This is a genomic window from Petroclostridium xylanilyticum (assembly GCF_002252565.1).
Classification (GTDB): domain Bacteria; phylum Bacillota; class Clostridia; order SK-Y3; family SK-Y3; genus Petroclostridium; species Petroclostridium xylanilyticum.
In genome coordinates this window covers 362,259-383,540 of sequence record NZ_NPML01000019.1, presented here as the reverse complement: position 1 = coordinate 383,540, position 21,282 = coordinate 362,259, and the positions used below count along the sequence as shown (strand labels likewise).

General features: G+C 36.2%; 16 protein-coding genes. 14 read left to right on the top strand and 2 right to left on the bottom strand.

Going from position 1 to position 21,282, the window contains the following annotated elements:
- The first annotated feature begins 311 nt into the window (after nt 1–311).
- The 5 genes from fusA to CIB29_RS13965 all read left to right on the top strand — a co-directional run bounded on the left by fusA (nt 312) and on the right by CIB29_RS13965 (nt 5,591).
- The gene (gene fusA / locus CIB29_RS13985; RefSeq protein WP_094550676.1) at nt 312–2,387 is read left to right on the top strand and encodes an elongation factor G; all 2,076 of its coding nucleotides are present in this window, start codon (nt 312–314) and stop codon (nt 2,385–2,387) included.
- A gap of 165 nt (nt 2,388–2,552) precedes the next feature.
- Complete coding sequence (locus tag CIB29_RS13980) at nt 2,553–3,050, top strand: DUF4830 domain-containing protein (protein WP_094550674.1); 498 nt, start codon at nt 2,553–2,555, stop codon at nt 3,048–3,050.
- A 192-nt stretch (nt 3,051–3,242) separates the two neighbouring features.
- Nucleotides 3,243–3,470, top strand: a complete 228-nt coding sequence (locus CIB29_RS13975; protein WP_094550672.1) for a hypothetical protein — start codon at nt 3,243–3,245, stop codon at nt 3,468–3,470.
- 17 nt (nt 3,471–3,487) lie between these two features.
- On the top strand, nt 3,488–4,855 hold the full coding sequence (locus CIB29_RS13970) for an RsmF rRNA methyltransferase first C-terminal domain-containing protein (RefSeq protein WP_094550670.1): 1,368 nt from the start codon (nt 3,488–3,490) through the stop codon (nt 4,853–4,855).
- 13 nt (nt 4,856–4,868) lie between these two features.
- Entirely contained in the window at nt 4,869–5,591 is a 723-nt protein-coding gene (locus CIB29_RS13965; RefSeq protein ID WP_094550668.1) for a 16S rRNA pseudouridine(516) synthase, read from the top strand.
- Between the two features lie 113 nt (nt 5,592–5,704).
- Here the strand turns inward: CIB29_RS13965 and melA are convergent, their stop codons facing one another.
- Entirely contained in the window at nt 5,705–7,000 is a 1,296-nt protein-coding gene (gene melA, locus CIB29_RS13960; RefSeq protein WP_094550666.1) for an alpha-glucosidase/alpha-galactosidase, read from the bottom strand.
- A 131-nt stretch (nt 7,001–7,131) separates the two neighbouring features.
- On the opposite strand from melA, the gene CIB29_RS13955 reads away from it, so the two are divergent.
- The gene (locus CIB29_RS13955) at nt 7,132–7,953 is read left to right on the top strand and encodes an AraC family transcriptional regulator (RefSeq protein WP_094550664.1); all 822 of its coding nucleotides are present in this window, start codon (nt 7,132–7,134) and stop codon (nt 7,951–7,953) included.
- Between the two features lie 16 nt (nt 7,954–7,969).
- Here CIB29_RS13955 and CIB29_RS13950 read toward each other — a convergent pair whose 3' ends face one another.
- Entirely contained in the window at nt 7,970–8,860 is an 891-nt protein-coding gene (locus tag CIB29_RS13950; RefSeq protein WP_094550662.1) for a helix-turn-helix transcriptional regulator, read from the bottom strand.
- 148 nt (nt 8,861–9,008) lie between these two features.
- On the opposite strand from CIB29_RS13950, the gene CIB29_RS13945 reads away from it, so the two are divergent.
- The 8 genes from CIB29_RS13945 to CIB29_RS13910 all read left to right on the top strand — a co-directional run bounded on the left by CIB29_RS13945 (nt 9,009) and on the right by CIB29_RS13910 (nt 21,279).
- Complete coding sequence (locus CIB29_RS13945) at nt 9,009–10,361, top strand: GH1 family beta-glucosidase (RefSeq protein ID WP_094550661.1); 1,353 nt, start codon at nt 9,009–9,011, stop codon at nt 10,359–10,361.
- A gap of 137 nt (nt 10,362–10,498) precedes the next feature.
- Nucleotides 10,499–12,652: a Tex family protein gene (locus CIB29_RS13940; RefSeq protein ID WP_094550659.1), complete on the top strand. Its 2,154-nt coding sequence runs from the start codon at nt 10,499–10,501 to the stop codon at nt 12,650–12,652.
- A 323-nt stretch (nt 12,653–12,975) separates the two neighbouring features.
- Complete coding sequence (locus CIB29_RS13935; protein WP_094550657.1) at nt 12,976–14,787, top strand: sensor histidine kinase; 1,812 nt, start codon at nt 12,976–12,978, stop codon at nt 14,785–14,787.
- Nucleotides 14,780–16,381, top strand: a complete 1,602-nt coding sequence (locus CIB29_RS13930; RefSeq protein ID WP_094550655.1) for a response regulator transcription factor — start codon at nt 14,780–14,782, stop codon at nt 16,379–16,381. The genes CIB29_RS13935 and CIB29_RS13930 overlap by 8 nt, the downstream gene beginning before the upstream one ends.
- A 362-nt stretch (nt 16,382–16,743) precedes the next feature.
- Nucleotides 16,744–17,865 (top strand): glycoside hydrolase family 172 protein, encoded by a 1,122-nt coding sequence (locus tag CIB29_RS13925; RefSeq protein ID WP_094550653.1) that lies wholly within the window; start codon nt 16,744–16,746, stop codon nt 17,863–17,865.
- A gap of 121 nt (nt 17,866–17,986) precedes the next feature.
- Nucleotides 17,987–19,390, top strand: coding sequence for an ABC transporter substrate-binding protein (locus tag CIB29_RS13920; protein ID WP_242965229.1), 1,404 nt, complete (start codon nt 17,987–17,989; stop codon nt 19,388–19,390).
- A gap of 6 nt (nt 19,391–19,396) precedes the next feature.
- Nucleotides 19,397–20,368, top strand: a complete 972-nt coding sequence (locus CIB29_RS13915) for a carbohydrate ABC transporter permease (RefSeq protein WP_242965228.1) — start codon at nt 19,397–19,399, stop codon at nt 20,366–20,368.
- A gap of 59 nt (nt 20,369–20,427) precedes the next feature.
- Nucleotides 20,428–21,279 (top strand): carbohydrate ABC transporter permease, encoded by an 852-nt coding sequence (locus tag CIB29_RS13910; protein ID WP_242965227.1) that lies wholly within the window; start codon nt 20,428–20,430, stop codon nt 21,277–21,279.
- Nucleotides 21,280–21,282: the final 3 nt, after the last annotated feature.

Here is a 21,282-nt window from a genome sequence, read left to right as displayed (position 1 = left end):
TATCTAAATAAAAAATTAGGAACCTGTCTTTTAATTTTCGGAGAAATCTTAGTGAAGTGGGTTTTCAAACTCTGGGATGTTTCCATGTATATACATACAATTATATGAAAAATATTACAGTAAAATAGTATATTAGTTACGAAATTAACAAGGTAAAATTTCAAGGTTTTATATAAAATATATATAAAAGATTAAAAATATTTCTTGAAAAATCAAAATAAAAAAAGGAAAATTGGAAAAGATAGCGAATAATATTAATATGGATTTAATATTCTCTTAACCTAAAAATTACAGTCTAAGGGGGAAAGTATATGAAGCAGTATCCAATATCAAAAATTAGAAATGTGTGCCTGATGTCTCACGGCGGAGCAGGTAAAACATCATTGGCGGAAGCCATATTATATAATACAGGAGTATTGGATAGATTCGGCAAAGTGGCTGACGGTACAACCACCACTGATTATGACCCGGAAGAAATTAAGAGAAAAATTTCTATCAGCACTGCAATGGCACCCTGTGAATGGAAAGGTAATAAATTAAATATCATTGATACACCAGGTTATTTTGACTTTGTTGGAGAGGTAATGGAAGGTGTTAGAGTAGCAGATGCAGCAGTAATTGTAGTAAGTGGAAAATCCGGAGTTGCAGTAGGAACTGAAAAAGCGTGGAAGTATGCAAGTGATAGAAAAATCCCCAGAATTGTATTTGTAAATAAGATGGACGAAGACAATGCAAATTTTTATGCAGTGTTGGACCAGTTAAGAGAAAAGTTTGGCAAAGCCATTGCTCCTTTCCAGGTCCCAATCAAAGAAGGAGAGCATTTTGTCGGCTTTGTAAATGTAGTAGATATGCAGGCAAGAAAATTTGATGGACAAAAGGTTGTAGATATTCCTATCCCTGCCGGAATGGAAGATAGGGTTGAACCTGTAAGGCAAATGATCCTGGAATCGGTTGCAGAATCCAGCGAAGAATTAATGGAAAAGTATTTTGTCGGAGAAGAATTTACAGTAGAAGAAATTCATCATGCTTTAAGGGTAGGAGTAGAAGAAGGCAGCATTGTACCTGTCTTATGCGGTTCGGCATTGACAAACACAGGAGTGCAGGTATTAATGGACGCAATTGTTGAATACTTCCCGGCTCCTGATGAAATGGGTAATATTATAGGAACAAAACCTGGCTCGGATGATACGGCAGAAAGAAAACCGGATGGGAAAGAGCCTTTATCGGCATTGGTATTTAAGACCATTGCAGACCCATATGTAGGTAAATTGTCGCTCTTCAGGGTTTTCTCCGGTACATTGACGGCTGATTCAACCGTATATAACCCCAATACCGATACAAACGAAAGAATAGGACATTTATATGTGTTAAGAGGTAAAAAACAAATAGAAGTAGACAAGATCACAGCTGGTGACATAGGAGCTGTCACAAAGCTGGTAAATACCAATACAGGAGATACCTTATGCGATCCTTTCAATCCTATAGTATTAGAAGGAATTGACTTCCCTGAGTCGGTTATTTCGCTTGCCATTGCACCCAAGGCAAAAGGAGATGAAGAAAAGATAAGCGCAGGACTCCACAGACTTACTGAAGAAGATCCGACACTCAAGATTGAACTTAATACCGAAACGCACCAGATGCTTATTTCCGGTTTGGGGGAGCAGCATCTGGACATTGTAGTAAGCAAACTGAAATCTAAATTTGGAGTATCAGTAGACCTGAGCATTCCTAAGGTTCCTTATAGAGAAACTATCCGAAAGAAGGTTAAGGTTGAAGGGAAGCATAAAAAACAATCCGGTGGGCATGGTCAATATGGTCATGTTTGGATTGAATTTGAACCAGGGGAAACAGAAGATCTCATTTTTGAAGAAAAAATATTTGGTGGGGCTGTACCGAAAAACTATTTTCCTGCTGTTGAAAAAGGGTTAAGAGAAAGTATGTTGCATGGCGTGCTGGCAGGTTATCCGGTAGTTAACCTGAAGGCAACATTGGTAGATGGTTCATACCACCCGGTTGACTCTTCAGAAATGGCATTTAAGGTGGCTGCCTCGCTGGCATATAAAAAGGGATTGGAGCAGGCAAGTCCTGTGCTCCTAGAGCCTATTGCACACGTGGAGGTTATTGTGCCGGATGACTACATGGGTGATGTAATAGGAGATCTTAATAAGAGAAGAGGAAGAATATTAGGTATGAACCCTCAAGCGGGGGGAATGCAACAGGTTGTTGCTGAGGTACCAATAGCGGAGATGTTTAAATATGCTACTGATTTAAGGTCGATGACCCAGGGCAGGGGAAGCTTTACTTCAAAATTTGAAAGATATGAAGAGGCGCCTCCTAATGTTGCCCAAAAGGTGATAGAAGAAGCAAAGAATAATAATGAAGAATAATATCGATAACCAATATTAAATTTAAAAATAAATTAATATAGTTATCGATGAAATTAACCAACTTTAAAATCACAATATTTAGTTTTAAAGTTGGTTAATTATAAGCATATTTTACTTCCTTCAAAAATATGATGTAGTAAGAATATTTTTAAGGAAGTGTATACTATGTTTATAGTTTCCTTCAAATTAAACCGTAAGAAATTAGCAATTGTTATACTTATAATTGTATTGCTTATTGTACTAGCAGTTTCAATCCTTGTAAAAACGAGAGAAGCAGGTATACTAAACACCCTGCAAAAAGAAATTACATATAATTTTTCGAATATCAAAACCAATGAAGACCGTATTAATTTTCTAAAACAATTTGGATGGGAAATAGAAGAGAAACCTATTGAAATTATGGAGTTGCAGATTCCGAAAGAATTTGACCAGGTATATTCAAATTATAATGAAATTCAGAAAGAGATAGGATTGGATCTAGAAAAGTATAAAGGAAAAAGAGTAAAAAGATATACATATAAGGTTCTAAACCATCCAACGAATAAGAATGATGAAGTCAGAGCCAATATATTGGTTTATAAAGACAGAGTAGTTGCCGGAGATATTATGACCACCTCTATTCATGGGTTTATGCACTCCCTGCTTTATAAGGTAAATAATTAAGAATAAAAACATATTTAAACACCAGCCGGATGAAGTTGGTGTTTAAATTTTTTTCTTGTGGTATAATACATTTAGTAAAGATTCGGATTAAGGTTGACAAAAGATGGGAGAGAGGTCATAAAAACGATAAGCATATAACTGATTATAATAACCATGAACGAGTGGATAATATAACAGTCAATAGCACAGCAGTTGGTTGATTTTATTGACGAGCATATCAGGCAAATGCCAAACGACATTCGAAGGGCAAAAATGAGCAGAATTCTGTATATGATTCCTCCGGCTTTTGACAGTGTTCAAGAAGTGATAGAATATATTTCTGATGCGATGGATTTGTGCAGGGATAAATATGAAAAACTGGCAGCAGTGGACGCGATAGGTCAGGTAATGGAGGATTATGGATATGTTCCTGCTAATTAAGGAGAAGAGTGAATTGCATGAAATTACCGCAGAAATTTTTAAATAGAATGAAAGAATTATTGCAAGACGAATATGAAGATTTTTTAAAATCCTATGATGAAGAACGGTATTATGGATTAAGAGTGAATACCTTAAAAATCAGCGTAGAAGATTTTGCAAAAATCTCGCCTTTTGAACTGGAACCGGTGCCCTGGACAAAGGATGGTTTTTATTATAAGGAAGGTGATGCTCCCGGAAAGCATCCCTATTATCATGCCGGACTTTATTATATACAGGAACCCAGTGCGATGGCGCCGGGGGCAATCATTGAAGCAAAGCCCGGGGAAAAGATACTTGACCTGTGTGCTGCTCCGGGAGGGAAAACAGTTCAAATTGCAGCAGGATTAAATGGACAGGGCGTGCTGGTAACCAATGATATCAATACCAGCAGGGTAAAAGCGCTGGTAAAAAATATTGAACTATATGGTATACGAAATGCAGTAGTCACAAATGAAACACCACAGCACCTTGCGGACAAGTTTGTCGGTTATTTTGATAAAATATTGGTAGATGCTCCCTGTTCCGGAGAGGGTATGATGAGGAAAGATGAACATGCCGCAAAAAGCTGGGAAAAATTTGACATACAAACCTGTTGCATCATGCAGAGAGATATATTAAGATATGCTGACAGGATGCTTAGAGATGGAGGTGTACTGTGTTATTCCACATGTACTTTTTCACCAGAGGAAAATGAAGGAAGTATAGAGTGGTTTTTAGATAAGTACCCGAATTATGAAGTGCTGGATATAGAGAAGATGGAAGGGATGGATCGGGGACAGCCGCATTGGATAAATGCAAGGGATGATCTTAGCAAATGTGTGCGTTTTTGGCCGCATAAGGCAAAAGGGGAAGGACATTTTGTTGCTCTCTTACAGAAAAAAGAACTGTTAAAACCTGTTCCTACCAAATATATGGTACAAGCAGTGGATAAGAAAGTTAAAAAACTATGGGAGGATTTTGTACAGGAAAATCTTGCATATATTCCTCCAGAAGGCATTGTCCAGGTATATGGCAGCAACATCTATCTGATACCTGAGGATTTGCCTGATATGAGAGGATTAAACGTTGTAAGGACAGGTTTGCAACTGGGAAGTGTAGAGAAAGATAGGTTTGAACCCTCACAAGCTCTGGCAATGGCACTGCCTATGCAGCATTTTAAGAATATTCTTAATTTGGATATGCAATCTCAAGAGGTATTTAAATATCTTAAAGGGGAAACGCTGATGATAGAAGGGAAAAAGGGTTGGACTGCAGTATGCGTGGATGGCTACCCATTAGGATGGGGCAAGCAGGGCGATGGAATGTTGAAAAACGGATATCCTAAGGCATGGAGGAAGATGGGATAGTAGGGAGGATATTATGGCAGACACACAAAGGTTGGACAAGGTACTGGCAAACAGCGGGTTTGGGACAAGAAAAGAAATAAAGCAGATGGTGAAAGCAGGACAGGTTGTGGTAGACGGCAAAGTTGTAAAGGATAGCGGGATGCATATCAACCCTGATAAAAATGAGGTTATTGTTAATGGGAAAAAATTAGAGTATAAGCAATTCATATATTTGATGATGAATAAGCCTGCCGGAGTTGTATCGGCTACCTGGGATAACAAGTTTAAAACGGTAGTTGATATCGTACCGGATGAATATAGGTACTTCAATATTTTCCCTGTAGGAAGGTTGGACAGGGATACGGAGGGACTGCTTCTTCTAACCAATGACGGACAACTAGCTCATGATTTGCTGTCCCCCAGGAAACATGTTCCTAAAACCTATTATGCTGAAATAGAAGGGAAAGTTACAGAAGAAGACGGTATGGCATTTGCGCAGGGGGTAATCCTTGATGACGGATATAAAACCCTTCCGGCGCAATTAGTTATACTAAAATCGGATAAACAGTCACAAATAGAACTTACCATTGTAGAGGGAAAATTCCATCAAGTAAAAAGAATGTTTGAAGCTGTGGGAAAGAAAGTAAAATATCTGAAAAGAATAAAAATGGGCTTCCTAGAATTGGACCAAGTCTTGGAGTTGGGGCAATGCAGGGAACTAACTGATGAAGAACTCATGCAGCTTAGAAAAAGTTAATAAAATAGCCGTGAAATATTTTCACGGCCATATACTATAAATAGCTAGATGCTTTTGCAGAAATCAATTAAATTTACAAAATTTATATAAAATGGATTTGGGTAATACCTACCTTACTTAAATCGCGGTAGCCAATCCCCATGTGCTTCGATTAAATCATCACACAGCGCTTTAATATCATCAATCGATAATTCGGAAGATGTATGCGGGTCAAGCATCGCTGCATAGTAAATATATTCTTTCTTTAAGGTTAAAGCCGCTTCAATGGTCAACAATTGCACATTGATATTGGTCATGTTGAGGGCAGCTAACTGTGGTGGCAATGCACCTACATAGCAAGGAGTTACGCCGCTCCTGTCTACCAAACACGGAACTTCGACACATGCCTCCTTGGGCAGGTTGGTAATCAGGCCGGTATTTAATACATTTCCGCCTATTTTATAAGGTATATCGGTTTCCATTGCTTCCATGATATATGAAGCATATTCATGGGAACGTTTATGTTCTATGTCCTTATTATTAACCAGTTTTTCTCTCATGGTTTCCCAATCTTTGATTTGTTTTATGCAGCGGCGTGGATATTCATCCAGCGGAATATTAAACCGTTCAATCAGTTCAGGGTATTTACTCTTAATGAAATAAGGCATGTATTCAGCATTATGTTCACTGGACTCAGTGACGTAGTAGCCGAACTGCTTCATGATTTCATAACGTACCATATCGTTATGGGGGGTTTCTCTCTTTAATGCCCTTTCCTTAATTTCCGGATAGAGATCTTTTCCATTCCGTGTAATTTCCAGCAGCCATGCCATGTGGTTAATTCCTGCAATTTTATACTGAATATTTTCTGTACTCATTCCCAGTCCTTCCAGGAGATGTGGGGCACATACCTGTACACTGTGACATAATCCAACGGTTTTTATACCGGTAGCTCTTAGCATGGCGCCTGTCAGGATGGCCATAGGGTTGGTATAGTTCAAAAACCATGCGTCGGGGCAAACTTCTTCCATGTCCCTTGCAAAATCAAGCATAACCGGAATGGTTCTAAGAGCTCTAAAAATGCCGCCAATCCCTAATGTATCTGCAATAGTCTGACGCAAGCCATACTTTTTAGGAATCTCAAAATCAGTTACGGTGCAGGGTTCATATCCGCCCACCTGGATGGCATTTACTACGTAATCCGCACCTTCCAGGGCCTTCTTTCTATCGGTGTAGGCGGCAATTTTTGCATGTCCGCCGTTATTTTTATTAATGTTGTTAAGCATATTTTCAGAGTCTTTCAGTCTCTGAAGGTCAATATCATACAGGGCGATGTGGGAATCTTTTAATGCAGGTGTCAGCATGCAGTCTCCTAATACATTCTTGGCAAAGATTGTGCTTCCGGCACCCATAAAAGTAATTTTAGGCATTATAATCTCTCCTTTGCAATCATTTATACCTTTATTTTAATCCATTCCTGTATAAAGTAAATGGAAATATGTTAAATAAATATGGTATAATGTTGGATAGTAGAATGAGGTTAATTAATATGAGGTGTTGTATGCTTGAAAATATCTTGATTAATAGATTGAATCACACGGATTTAAATATGTATCAATGTGGTATGGAAGATTGTGCGCCGGGACATCATTATGGTCCGGCCATCAGGGACCATTATTTAATTCATTATATTCTCAAAGGAAAAGGGTTTTTTCAGGTAGGGGATACTACCTACCATTTAACAGAGGGATATGGCTTTCTGATTTGCCCCGATATTATTACATATTACCAGGCAGATAGGGAAGACCCCTGGCATTATGCATGGGTGGGCTTTCATGGTCTTAAAGCGGAGGCCTATCTAAAGCACGCTAATCTTACGGCTGATAACCCGATATTTAAATATGATAAAGACGATTTTATAAAAGACTGTTTTATGCAAATGATTGCCACAAAACGATTCATTAAAAGCAGAGAACTTCGGTTATTGGGGCTGCTTTATCTCTTTTTATCCCAGTTGATAGAAATAGCTGCCAAAGATCGATTCTTAGATGCAGAGGGGGATAGACAGGAATTGTATATTAAGAAGGCAATAGAATTCGTTGAAATGAATTATTCAAGAAAGATAAGGGTTCATGAGATTGCCCACTATATTGCACTGGACAGGAGCTACCTCTGTTCTATTTTTAAAGAGCATCTTGGTATTTCTCCACAGGAGTTTTTGATTAATTTTAGGATTAATAAAGCATGTGAATTGATGAAGAATAAAAATCTTTCCATAGCTAATATATCTCGTTCAGTAGGATATGACGACCCTTTGCTGTTTTCAAAAATGTTCAAGAAAGTAAAAGGATTTCCTCCCAGAGAGTATAGAAAGGCACTATAAGAAACCACCTACTTTTTTATATTGAACTATGCTTTCTCCTGAATTCTCCTGGTGAAATATTTAAGTGCTTTTTAAAGAGGAAACTGAAATAGGGTATATTCTCAAAACCGCATTCAAGTGCAACCTCAGAGATTGGCTGATTTGTTTTTACCAGAAGTTCTTTAGCTTTGTCCAACCTTAATTTCGTAATAAAGTTATTTGGCGTAATACCCATTGTTTCACTGAAAATCTTATGAAAATGGTTAGGGCTTAAGCCAGCTAGCTCTGCCAGTTTTTGGAGGTTAATTTTATCTTGTATGTTTTTTTGGGCATATTCTACTACTTTTTTTAGAGTCATATAATGGGGTGACAAAGGCATGCCGGTATTCATCAAAGGATTTCGAATATCTTCATGCAGATGGTATAGAATTTGTAGTACATGTGCTTTAAGCAGCAGCGGGGATCCCTCTCCGGGGTTAATGAATTTTTTTAACACAGCGTCAAACAGATGGTGGTATTTTTCACCGGAAGCAGGATGAAATAAAGGCGGTATGCAATCAAGTACCGGATTGAGATAGTAATTTTGAAACTCCTGCTCTCTATCAAAGTCATAAGTTTCAGGGTCTTTATGGGTATTTCCCAAAAGGTCAAAACAGATCAGGTAGCAGCAGTAAGGCATAATTCCCTGCGTTGTTTGCCCTGGTTTTCTAAAAACAATATCGCCCTTATGAATCGGATACAACTTATCATCAATAAACATAGCACCGGAACTTTCCAAAAAGAATTCTATTTCATAATCATAGATATACCGTTTGTTTAGCTTATAACCTACGGGATAAGTCATACCCTGGGTAAAAAGAGAACTTTTCAGCACTTTGGGTGAAAACTCTTCTGCAGTTATTTTGACTCTCCTGATTTTTGTATTCATTTTTACTTCCCACTCCCCACTGTTGACTCTCCACTATTCTATCATAAGATTTTGAAAGAATAAATAATATTTTGAATAGTAAAATAGTTATGTACCGTTTATAATAAAATAAGATATTAATAGTAGTATCAAGGAGGAGAAGATAACAATGTCAAAAATTACATTCCCAAAAGACTTCCTATGGGGAGTTGCAACAGCTTCCTATCAAATTGAAGGGGCCTGGAAGGAAGATGGAAAAGGTGAATCTATATGGGACCGCTTCAGCCATATCCCTAAAAAAGTAGCAAATGGAGATACGGGAGATGTAGCTTGTGACCACTATCATTTATATCCGGAAGATGTAAAACTCTTAAAGGAATTAGGCGTAAAAACCTATAGGCTTTCCATTTCATGGCCGAGAATTTTCCCGGAGGGGAAAGGACAGCCAAATGAAAAAGGGATGGAGTTTTATAAGAATCTGATAAAATTATTAGTAGAAAATGATATAAAACCTGCCGTAACCCTGTACCATTGGGACCTGCCTCAAAAATTGCAGGATATCGGTGGGTGGGCTAACCGGGAAGTTGTGGACTATTATGAACAGTATGCCAGATATGTTTTTAAGGAGCTGGGCGATTTAGTACCAATTTGGATTACACATAATGAACCGTGGGTGGTTTCCTTTATAGGAAACTGGGAAGGAAGACATGCACCGGGAATTACTGATTTTTCTACTGCTTTACAGGTTTCCCATCACTTGCTCTTATCTCATGGTAAAGCAGTGAGGGCATACAGAGAAATGGGGTTTGAGGGAGAGATAGGAATTACACTAAACTTAGTCCCAGTGTATCCGGACCCATCATCTCACAATGAAGAGGACGCTGCCGCTGCAATAAGAAGAGATGGATTCCAAAACAGATGGTTCCTTGATCCTGTTTTTAAAGGCCGGTATCCTGCGGATATGATTAACTGGTATTCTAAAAAGGTGGTAGTCCCGGTGATTACCCAGGAAGATTTAGATATTATCAGTACACCTGTTGACTTTTTAGGGATCAATTATTATGCACCCGGATATATTAAAGCAGACCCGGATGCATGGCCGCTGGAGTTAAAACATGTATTTACCGGTAAAGATAGGACTGCAATGGGGTGGGAAATTTACCCGGAAGGATTGTATGATTTGCTGGTGCGTTTACATAAAGATTACAACGGTATAAAAATCATGGTTACAGAAAATGGAGCAGCATTTAACGATATAGTAAACCGTGAAGGGAAAGTAGAGGATGACAATAGGCTAGATTTCTTATACAAACACTTTATCCAGGCATATAGAGCCATCCAGGATGGTGTAAACCTCACCGGTTATTATGTATGGTCATTTATGGATAACTTTGAATGGGCTGAAGGATATGCCAAGAGATTTGGAATAACTTATGTGGATTATAAAACTCAGAAGAGAATTATTAAAAAGAGCGGACATTGGTATAAAGAGGTCATTAAAAATAATGGATTTGAAGTGTAATTTGAAGTGTAATTTGAAGTGTAATTTGAAGTGCAATTTGAAGTGGGCCTGAGGTAACTTGGTGCCCACTTTTTTCTTGCAATTGCTTTCCGTGTATTAGTATAATATAGGTATTATAGACGAAACGGAGGCAAAATATGGACGCTATAGTGCAGAGGTTGCAGGAAGAATTTAACTTAAAAACTTTTCAGGTAGAAAACACAGTAAAATTAATTGATGATGGCAATACCATCCCATTTATTGCAAGATACAGAAAAGAAATGACCGGAGAGCTAAATGACCAGACATTAAGAGAACTGTATGACAGACTCATGTATTTAAGGAGTCTCGAAGCAAGAAAGGAAGAAGTAAAGAGGCTCATTGAAGAACAGGGTAAGCTTACCGATGAAATTGCTGAGAATATCGCAAAATCGGAGACATTGCAGGAGATCGAAGATATCTATAGACCCTTTAGGCCCAAAAGAAGGACAAGGGCTACTGTTGCGAAAGAGAAAGGCCTTGAACCTCTTGCCGAGATTTTATTGGCACAGAATATTTATCAGGGTGACGTCGAGAGCTTGGCCCAACCGTATGTTGATCCGGAAAAAGAAGTCAACACCGTAGAAGATGCGCTAAATGGTGCTATGGACATTATTGCAGAAATTATATCAGATAATGCTGAATATCGAAAGGCAATAAGGAATATGACTTTCCGCAATGGAATACTGGTATCCAAAGCTGCCAAAGAAGAGGATTCGGTTTACAATATGTACTACGATTTTAAAGAACCGGTTGCCAAAATTGCAAAGCATCGTGTGCTTGCCATTGATCGGGGGGAGAAAGAAGGTTATTTGACCGTTTCCATAGATATATCTGAAGAAGAAATTATAAAATATCTATTAAAGGAAACAACACCGGAGAAGAGATCCATCACAACAGAATATGTGGAAAGAGCTGTAGAAGACGCCTATAAGAGGTTGATAGAACCGTCTATTGAGAGGGAAATAAGAAACGAATTAACAGAAGCAGCCCAGGAACAGGCAATAAAAGTCTTTGCAGCTAACCTGAAAAATTTACTCCTGCAGCCTCCGGTAAAAGGGAAAGTGGTATTGGGGTTGGACCCTGCTTACAGGACCGGGTGTAAGATTGCAGTGGTAGACGAAACCGGGAAGGTATTGGACACAACAGTGGTTTATCCTACGCCGCCTCAAAATAAGATAGAGGAGGCCAAAAAAGAACTAAAGAAGTTAATAGATAAGCATAAAGTAGATATAATTTCTATTGGAAATGGGACTGCCTCTAAAGAATCGGAAATCTTTGTTGCCGAGTTAATAAAAGAATTAGATAGACAAGTATTTTATATGGTAGTAAGTGAGGCCGGGGCATCGGTATATTCAGCTTCAAAGCTTGGTGCAGAGGAATTCCCCGATTTCGATGTGGCACTCAGAAGTGCGGTTTCTATTGCCCGGAGATTACAGGATCCTCTTGCAGAGTTGGTTAAGATTGATCCTAAGGCGATAGGGGTAGGCCAGTATCAGCATGATATGAACCAAAAGCGGTTGGGAGAAGCGCTGGGCGGAGTTGTTGAAGATTGCGTAAACAGCGTAGGGGTGGATTTAAATACGGCATCACCATCCTTACTGCAATATATCTCAGGTATCAGTGCTGCGATAGCAAAGAATATTGTAGCCTATAGAGAGGAAAATGGAAAGTTTACAAATAGAGAGCAATTGCTGAAAGTTAGTAAATTAGGGCCTAAAGCCTTTGAACAGTGTGCAGGATTCTTAAGAATTCCTGGTGGAGAGAATGTGCTGGATAATACTTCAGTACATCCTGAGTCTTATGAAGCTGCAGAAAAGCTGCTGCAAATGACAGGATATACCATGGAGGATGTAAAAGCCAATAATTTAAAAGACCTGAAGGATAAGGTTGCACAATTAGATGCCAAAAAGCTTGCGGAGGAACTTGGGATAGGAATACCCACCTTAAGAGACATTGTGGATGAACTTTTAAAACCCGGCCGTGATCCCAGGGATGAGCTTCCGAAGCCGGTGCTGATGAGCGACGTGCTTCATATAGAGGACCTGAAGACGGACATGATTCTGACAGGAACTGTGCGAAATGTCATTGACTTCGGTGCTTTTGTAGATATCGGCGTACACCAGGACGGGCTGGTGCATATCTCCCAGCTCAGCGATAAATATGTAAAACATCCGATGGATGTGGTAGCAGTAGGGAATATTGTAAAGGTGAAAGTATTAGAAGTAGACGTGGCGAGAAAGAGAATATCGCTGACCATGAAGGGGATATAAATAAGTAGATATATAGGGGCGAGAGAATCTCGTCCTTTTTCTGCTAAAAATTATTTAGGTTGAGCATATGAAAACAAAAATTGATATTAGGACAAAGGAGAATCTTGATATGTATGAAATTATTACAAAAGACAGTCTGGAGTGTAATGAACAATTGACCAAGCAGCAGGAGTAAATATTTGTGCAATCTTATATGACCTGAAAAAATAAAAAGTACTTATGTAATATCAATAAATATGATATAATTAATTATATTTACATAATAGATTATGTATTGTTTTGTATATTGCTACAGCGATCAATATGATTGGATGTGATAGCAGATGGACAGATTAAATATAACTTTGCTTAAAAAGCTTTTAAATATGTTTAAATCTCTGAATATTAGATCTCAGCTTATTTTTACCTATATACCTATTTCACTTGTATTTATATTGGCGCTCGGTATTGGAACCTTTAATATTGTTTCACACACCCTTAGAGAAAAATCTAAAACTTTTATAAGTCAAACACTTAATATTCTAAGCAATGACATTACTAAAAAGTTGGAAGAATATGAAAAAGTTTGCTCAACAATCGCATTAGATTATGATCTCTATTCTTTACTATCTCAAAAAACCACAGACTTTAAGAATTACTCACAATACAATACAGTTAAGCAAAAGCTGTACTATTTTACGTATAATGTACCAGATATAAAATCGGTATTTATTTATCCTGTTAATCGTTTAAATATTATAAGGTCGGATAGTAACATTATTTATTACGATCTTAATTATAAGGATACCGGCATGTTTAAAAGTCTTATTACTAATTATGATAAAAAAATTTGGACAACAGAAGCGTTAGCCGGTTCTGATCCGGTTAAGAATAATTATATATATCTACTTAGTTCAATACCTAGCTTTTATAGCGTAAATGGTGTAATACAGTTACAGATATATGAAAAAAGTATTTGTAAACTTTATAAAGACACTTATTTTGGAAATGAATCTACAATATTTATAATTGATGAACAAGGTTCAATCGTATCACATCCTGATAAAAATCGTATTTCAACTAAGATAGTTCCTATGTTGCTTGATAACATTAATAAAGCTTCTGGCACTTTTATTACTAAGATTGACAATAAAGAATATTTAGTGGTTTACTCCGCAATTGATAAAACACCATGGAAGATAATTTCTACTATTCCAATGAGGTTTATTGAATTGGAAATTAACCGTATTTTTACCACAGCTCTAATCGTTATTATATTGAGTTCTATCTTTATAATTAGTATTTCAGTATTACTTTCATCTAAAATAGCAATGCCGTTAGAAAAGCTAGGAAATGCTATGGAGAGCTTAGAGAAAGGGGACTTTAATACTAAACTTGACTTTGACGGAAGCAATGAAGTCGGAAAAATAAGCAAAAGGTTTAATACGATGGTTGCAGAGATCAGAAAATTAATGGATGATATTCGAGAAGAAGAAAGGGAAAAAAAGGAAGCGTATATTCATGCACTTCAAGCACAGATTAAGCCTCATTTTTTGTATAATACGCTATTTTCCATAAAATGCCTTGCTTCAATAAAAAAACAGGCTGAGATAGAAGAAATGTTGGATTCCCTTATTAGTTTATTAATGGCAAGTATTAACAAGGGTGGGGAATTTATTACTATTAACGAAGAAATTAAATATATAAAGAAATATATTTTTATACAATCTTATAAATATCGAGATAAATTTAAAATTATATATGATATAGACCCGGAAATTAAAACCTATTATACTCTAAAGTTATTAATTCAGCCTATTATTGAAAACTCTATTCTTCATGGAATTGAGAATTACTGTAAAGATTTTGTAATAAAAATCATAGGTAGAATGGAAGAAGATGCAGTTATATTTAAAATTCAAGACAATGGTAAAGGAATTAAGGAAGATATCTTGAAAAAAATGTTTCAGGATAAAAAGGATGAATACAAAAACGTGTTTAGTGGTATAGGAATAAAAAATGTTAATGAAAGGATTAAACTATATTTTGGTGACAATTATGGATTGTATTATGTAAGTGGGTTAAAACAAGGGACAGAAGCAGTAATTCGTTTGCCTGTTATTAAGGAAAAGGAAGGTGTGGAAAAGCATGTATAATGTAGTGATTGTTGAAGATGATGCACTGGTTAGAACATATCTGCGAAGTTTAATAGATTGGTCCTCATATAACTTGAAACTTATTGCTGAGAAAGAAAATGGTATGGAAGCTAAAGAATTCATTGAGAATAATCCTGCTGACATAATCATAACAGATATCAGTATGCCAATTATGAATGGAGTTGAATTAATAAAATATATAGCTGACAGTGGAAAAATAATTAAAGTAATAGCTTTGAGCTGCTACAGCGATTATGACTTTGTACGGGAAGCCCTTAAATGCGGTGCTTTCGATTATATCCTCAAGCAAAACTTAACAAAGGATTCTTTTATTAGTATTCTAGAAAAAGCAAAGAAATCGTTGGATGAAGAAAGACAGCATGCAAAATATAGGCAAAATTATAATAATGCTGATGCTTCAAATTTACTTAAAAATATAATGAGTAACATTATTATAAATGAAGATGAAATCATTCAACACTATCCAAATTACAGATACCTGTTTAAAGATGATAATAAATATTATGTTATTATTTTTAAATTTGATGATTACATAAGTATCGAAAAATCTATATGTTCAGATGAATTGAAATTCATTTATTCATCTGTGATTGAAACAATAGCAGGGTTTATTAAAGAGATAGTATCTGGTATAATTGGTTTAACACATAATAATGAATTTACACTTTTATTGAGCTTTGATGCTGATGAAGATATGTCGATAACTCATAAAAAAATTTGCAACATCGTTGAGAAGATTTGTGACTATATTGAAAAGAACACTCCGTATACCTTCAGTGCGGGTATAAGTAACGTGTGCGGTAAGTTTTCGCATATATACAAAGCTTATGGTTCTACAAAAAGTATGCTTGAAGGCTATATGCTGCTATATAAAAACAAAATACATTTTTTGAAAAATCAAAAACTTCGTCAAAATTGCATGTTAACACTAGAAGATGAAAAGAATCTTTTGGGGATTGTTATAGAGGGAGACATAGATAAAGCTGAAAAACTAATAGACAATTATATTAGCAGGCTAGAAGCATCTTTTATACACTTTAATAATCTAAAAATCTTTATTTTAGATTTGCTCAATTTAGTTATCAAGATAGCAATAAAATGTGAAGTAGAATTTCGACAACTGTTCGATTCTGATTTTAATCCATACGAAGAGATTGAAGCAAAACATAATATACATGAAATTAAAAGATGGTTTTTTTCAATTGTAAAGAAAATTATTGAGTTAAATAATGAAAAAAATATTTCTCATAGAACTGATATTATAAAAGCGATTGAATATATAGAAAGCCACTATAGCGAAGATATATCATTAAAAGATATTTCAGATTATGTAAATATTAGTCCTAATTATTTTAGTATGGTATTTAAAAAGGAAACAGGAGTAAGCTTTTCAAATTATTTGTTAAATGTACGGCTGGAAAAATCTAAAGAACTGCTTAGGAAAGGCAATATCAGAATTTATGAAATTGCTTATAGTGTTGGGTTTAATAATGATCAATACTTTAATCGGGTTTTTAAAGACAAATATGGTATAACACCTCTTATGTACAGAAAACAAAAAAGCAAATTATAGATTTGATAAGCTTAAAAAGAATAGCTGCTTATAAAAAGTATATAAACAAGTAAAGGTTTATATACTTTTTTAAATTATAAATCGAAGTGGAAAAAGGACACTTTTAGTTAGAATAATAAAAAAAGTCAAGATTATCAAAATATAATACAATCAATAGTATGGTTCAAGACTCATTGATAGAAATTAAAATTTTATACGAATAGTTTTTCATAATATAAGTCAATAAACCTGATAGAAAAATAAAATTATTTATATTCTGTATATGCTATTATTTAATTATAGATTGGTTGTAGGTAACCAAACAATCTATCTAATATGTTAGTTATTTTCTCTATAAAAGCATAGATTAAGGAGGTATATGTATGAATGTATGGACACCAAATAGTCCATTAGGAGGATTACCGTTTATTAAGTCGGCTAGATCGCTTAGAGAGTCTAGCTGGGATCGTACAGGAGGAAATAAAGATTTTTGGATTGTAGAACCAGGAGAAACTGCAGTAATGGCTAACATAAAAGGGACAGGATGCATCAAGCATATCTGGATGACAACCCGTTGTTATGCTCCACAGTATTTGAGAAAACTAATTTTGGAAATGTACTGGGATGGTGAAGAAAATCCGAGTGTAAGAGTACCTCTGGGCGACTTCTTTGGCATTGGACATGCTACATGTAAGCATTATGTTTCATTACCTTTAAGTATGGTATTTGGGGAAAAGAGAGGACCTAAAGGACCATTTGCTGCAGCGATGAATAGCTATTTCCCAATGCCTTTTGCTGATGGTGCTAGAATACAGCTGATTAATGAAAGTGAAGAGCAAATTAAAAATCTATTCTTTATGATAGATTATGAGCTGTATGAAGATGAAGTTCCTGAGGATCTTGGAAGATTCCATGCTGCATGGAATAGTGAAAATCCATGTAAAAAGGTGGTTCATCCGAAAGAAATGGATGATCCGGCACCATGGGATTTGCCAGGAAAAAACCTGACTGGAGAAGAAAACTATGTAATACTTGAAGCAGAAGGTAAAGGACATTACGTAGGTTGTGTATTAAATATTGACAATTTTGATGCTTCTAATCAAGTGTATACGTGGCCGGGTGAAGGAGATGACATGATATTTATTGATGGTGAGAAATGGCCTCCTTCCTTACATGGTACTGGTACAGAGGATTATTTTAATGCTGCATGGGGATTTCCAAGTGGCGAATATGCAGGACCATATCACGGAATATCTCTTGGAAGCGATGTGCAAGAGCATTTTGGCAAATGGAGTCTCTATCGCTTTCATATAGAAGACCCTATCCGATTTACCCAATCTATAAAAGTTACTATTGAACATGGACATGCAAATGATCAAGGAAATGAGTATTCTAGTGTGGCTTATTGGTATCAGTTAGAACCTCACAAGCCGCTAACAAAATTACCACCGGTTAAACAACGACTTCCGAGAAGATGGCCTGAACATGGATTATGGGATAAATGATAATATTAGTAAGTAACTTATTGTGCCCAGGCAGGAAGTAATATAAAGTATATATTTTATATTGCTTCTTGAAACAGGCACAATAAGTTTATCTAGATTATATTAAGAGGAGTGAAGGTTAATGTTCAGAAAAAGAAAAGTTGTAGTAGCTCTTTTGCTGGTTATTGCGATGATATTTACAACTTTCCTGACTGGCTGTGGTAGCAGTAAAGTAAATGATCAAAAAGCAAATGACCAATCTATCCAACAAGAAAGCAAAGGTAATGAGGAAGCTAAAACAATTGAGAACAAGGATTCAGGAGACAAATTTATTACTGTATTAGTTGAAGGTGGAAGTCCAGCTTATGCAGTAGCAAAGCAGACAGCTGATGAATTTAAAAATGCTACAGGATATGAAGTTAGAATTGATGCTGTTCCTTACATCGGTGTTTTTGATAAACTTCGTGCAGAAGTATCTTCGGCCGCAGGAGCATATGATGTTGCTACAATTGATATTTTGTGGTTCCCTGCACTTGCTAAAGGGTTACTCCCTATTGATGATCTCTTGACAGATGAAGTGAAAAGGGATTTGCTACCTGGATTGGTTGAAGGAGGAAGTTATCAGAATAAAGTTTATGGAATGCCGGTATGGACAAACTGTAAAACACTACTATATCGTAAAGACCTTTTTGAAGATCCAAAAGAAAAAGAAGCATTCCAAAAGCAATATGGCTATGAATTACAGCCACCAAAAACATGGAAGGAATATAGAGATGTAGCAAAATTCTTCACGCGTGATACTAACAATGATGGACAGATTGATATTTATGGTACCAGTGTATTTGGCGCAAATAACGGGGACTCCGTAGCAAGCTGGCTGGATCATGTAATGCAGGCCGGGGCAAGACCATTGGTTGTAGGTAACAATGGTGAAGTATTGGTAAACAAAGAACCTTATGTGAAAGCATTGGAATTTTTAACAACAATTTTAAGAGAAGATAAATCCGTACCACCAGGAGCTTTAGAAATGGCTTCTGCAGAGACATCAGAATTATTCTGGAATGGCAAGTTGGCAATGATGCTTGCATGGGGACATTTCTACGTGCCATCAAATGATCCTCAGAAATCAAAAGTAGCAGGTAAGGTAGGTACAGCACCTATGATTGCAGGTGATGCAGGGGTTGGTGCTATTCCTGGACCATGGTATCAGGTTGTTCCAAGTTCATCAAAAAAACAAGATATTGCAAAGAAATATCTTTCATTCCTATATGAGAAAAATGCCCTGTATATGGATGCTTTGGGAGTAGCTGCACGTAAATCCGTATTTGATGAATTCGGCAAAAAGAGTGGATATGAACACTTAAAATCACTCTCAGACACATTAGGGGGTCCTCAGACTCAAAATCGTCCTGCTTTGGCAGAATGGTCACAAATAGAAAATGAAGCATTAGTACCTGCTGTCCAATATGCTTTATCTGGTAAGAAAACTCCGCAAGAAGCTTTAGACTGGGCAGCGGAAATGATTAAAGAAATACTTCAAAAATAATAAATTTTGCTAGATATCACAAAAGCAAAGGATAGGAATGCTTCCTATCCTTTGCTACTAATAGAACTAGAAAAAGAAGGTGATAAATTGAAACTAAAAGAGCCAACCCTGTCAATCTTATTCTTTATACCTGCTGCCATATTTTTAATAGCGTTTTTTATATATCCTATTGTACTTCTTGTGGTTGATAGTTTCTACCAATATGACATCAATAAGCTCAACGTAAAAGAATTTGTAGGATTATCAAATTATATTAAAGCATTGACTTCAGATCGATTTATTAAAACTACAGCAAATACAGTACTATATGTTGTACTAGCTGTAGGAATAGAATTTATTTTGGGAATAATTCTTGCTCTTTTATTAAGCACAGGTTTTCGAGGAAGCAATATAATAAGGACATTATTGCTAAGCCCGCTTATGCTTGCGCCATTGGTAGCTGGGCTGATTTGGAAGTTTATGCTTAGTGACCAATTTGGTATTGTAAACTGGACACTTTATAATATTGGTATTCTTTCTGACCCACATAAAGTTTTATGGCTATCAGATGAGCGGTATTCATTAATATCGTGTGCAATTGCAGATATATGGCTTACTACACCTTTTATGATGTTGGTGCTGCTTGCTGGAATTCAAGGGATTTCTAAGGATTTATATGAAGCAGCTAAAATTGATGGTGCCAGCAGGAGCCAAACTTTTTGGTTTGTTACCCTCCCATCTTTAATACCGGTTGCAACTACGGCAATTATAATACGTGTTATTGATGCTGCTCGTTCATTTGATATTATTTGGGTATTGACGCAAGGGGGACCAAATTTTTCGTCAGAGATTCTAAGTACTTATATGTATAAGCAATTGGCGCGCTATGGCAGAATAGGTTCTGCAAGTGCAATGGCTGTTATTTTTATGATAATGTTGTTAGCTGTAAGTGCTTTATTCATGAAAAAAATATGGAATCCAAATAAGGAAGTAAATTAGTAGACAAGCGGATTGACGAAAAATGTTAGTTAATACAATATAAAGGGGCGATTCTATAAATGGACAAAAGAGTGAATGCAAAACTTGAATTTAATAGATTAATGGAGTATCCAATTGCAATTACTACATGCTTATTGGCTTTATTCTTTCTAAGTCCGTACATTTATCTATTGATTACATCATTTAAACCGGCAACGGAGGTAATTGCGTCTCCGCCAAGATTACTACCCACCATTTTTTCCTTAGAGAATTATAGAGGGATGATAGAATATTTGCCAATTGGCAAATATTTTATCAATAGTTTAATAGCTGCAGGGATTAGTATGTTTATAAGCGTATTTTTGGGATCGATGGCTGCATATGGATTTTCACGCTTTTCATCAAATATTGGCAATTACTTTTTACTTTTCACATTAGCTGTTAGAATTGTTCCATTAATTAGTATGGCTATTCCTATATATACAGTTATAAAAAATATTAACTTGGTAGATACAAAACTAGCGCTTATTCTTGTATATACTGCTATTAATATTCCTTTTGTTATTTGGATGATGATTGGATTTTTTGATGGAATACCAAAAGAACTTGATGAGTCGGCCAGAGTAGACGGATGCGGAAGATTAAGCGCATTTATTCGCATTATTTTGCCAATATCTTTGCCAGGTTTGGCGACTACTGCTATTTTTAGTTTTATGCTGTCATGGAATGATTTCCTCTTTGCATTGCTACTTACAAGTACCTCTTCAAAAACTGTTCCTGTAGGGATATCAGAATTTTTAACAGCGTATAATCTGGACCTTGGGCCGATGGCTTCAGCGGCAATTGTATTTAGTATGCCGGTTATGTTATTCTCTTTTCTGATCCAGAGATACATCGTAAGTGGCATGACTTTAGGAGCAGTAAAGGGGTAAAAG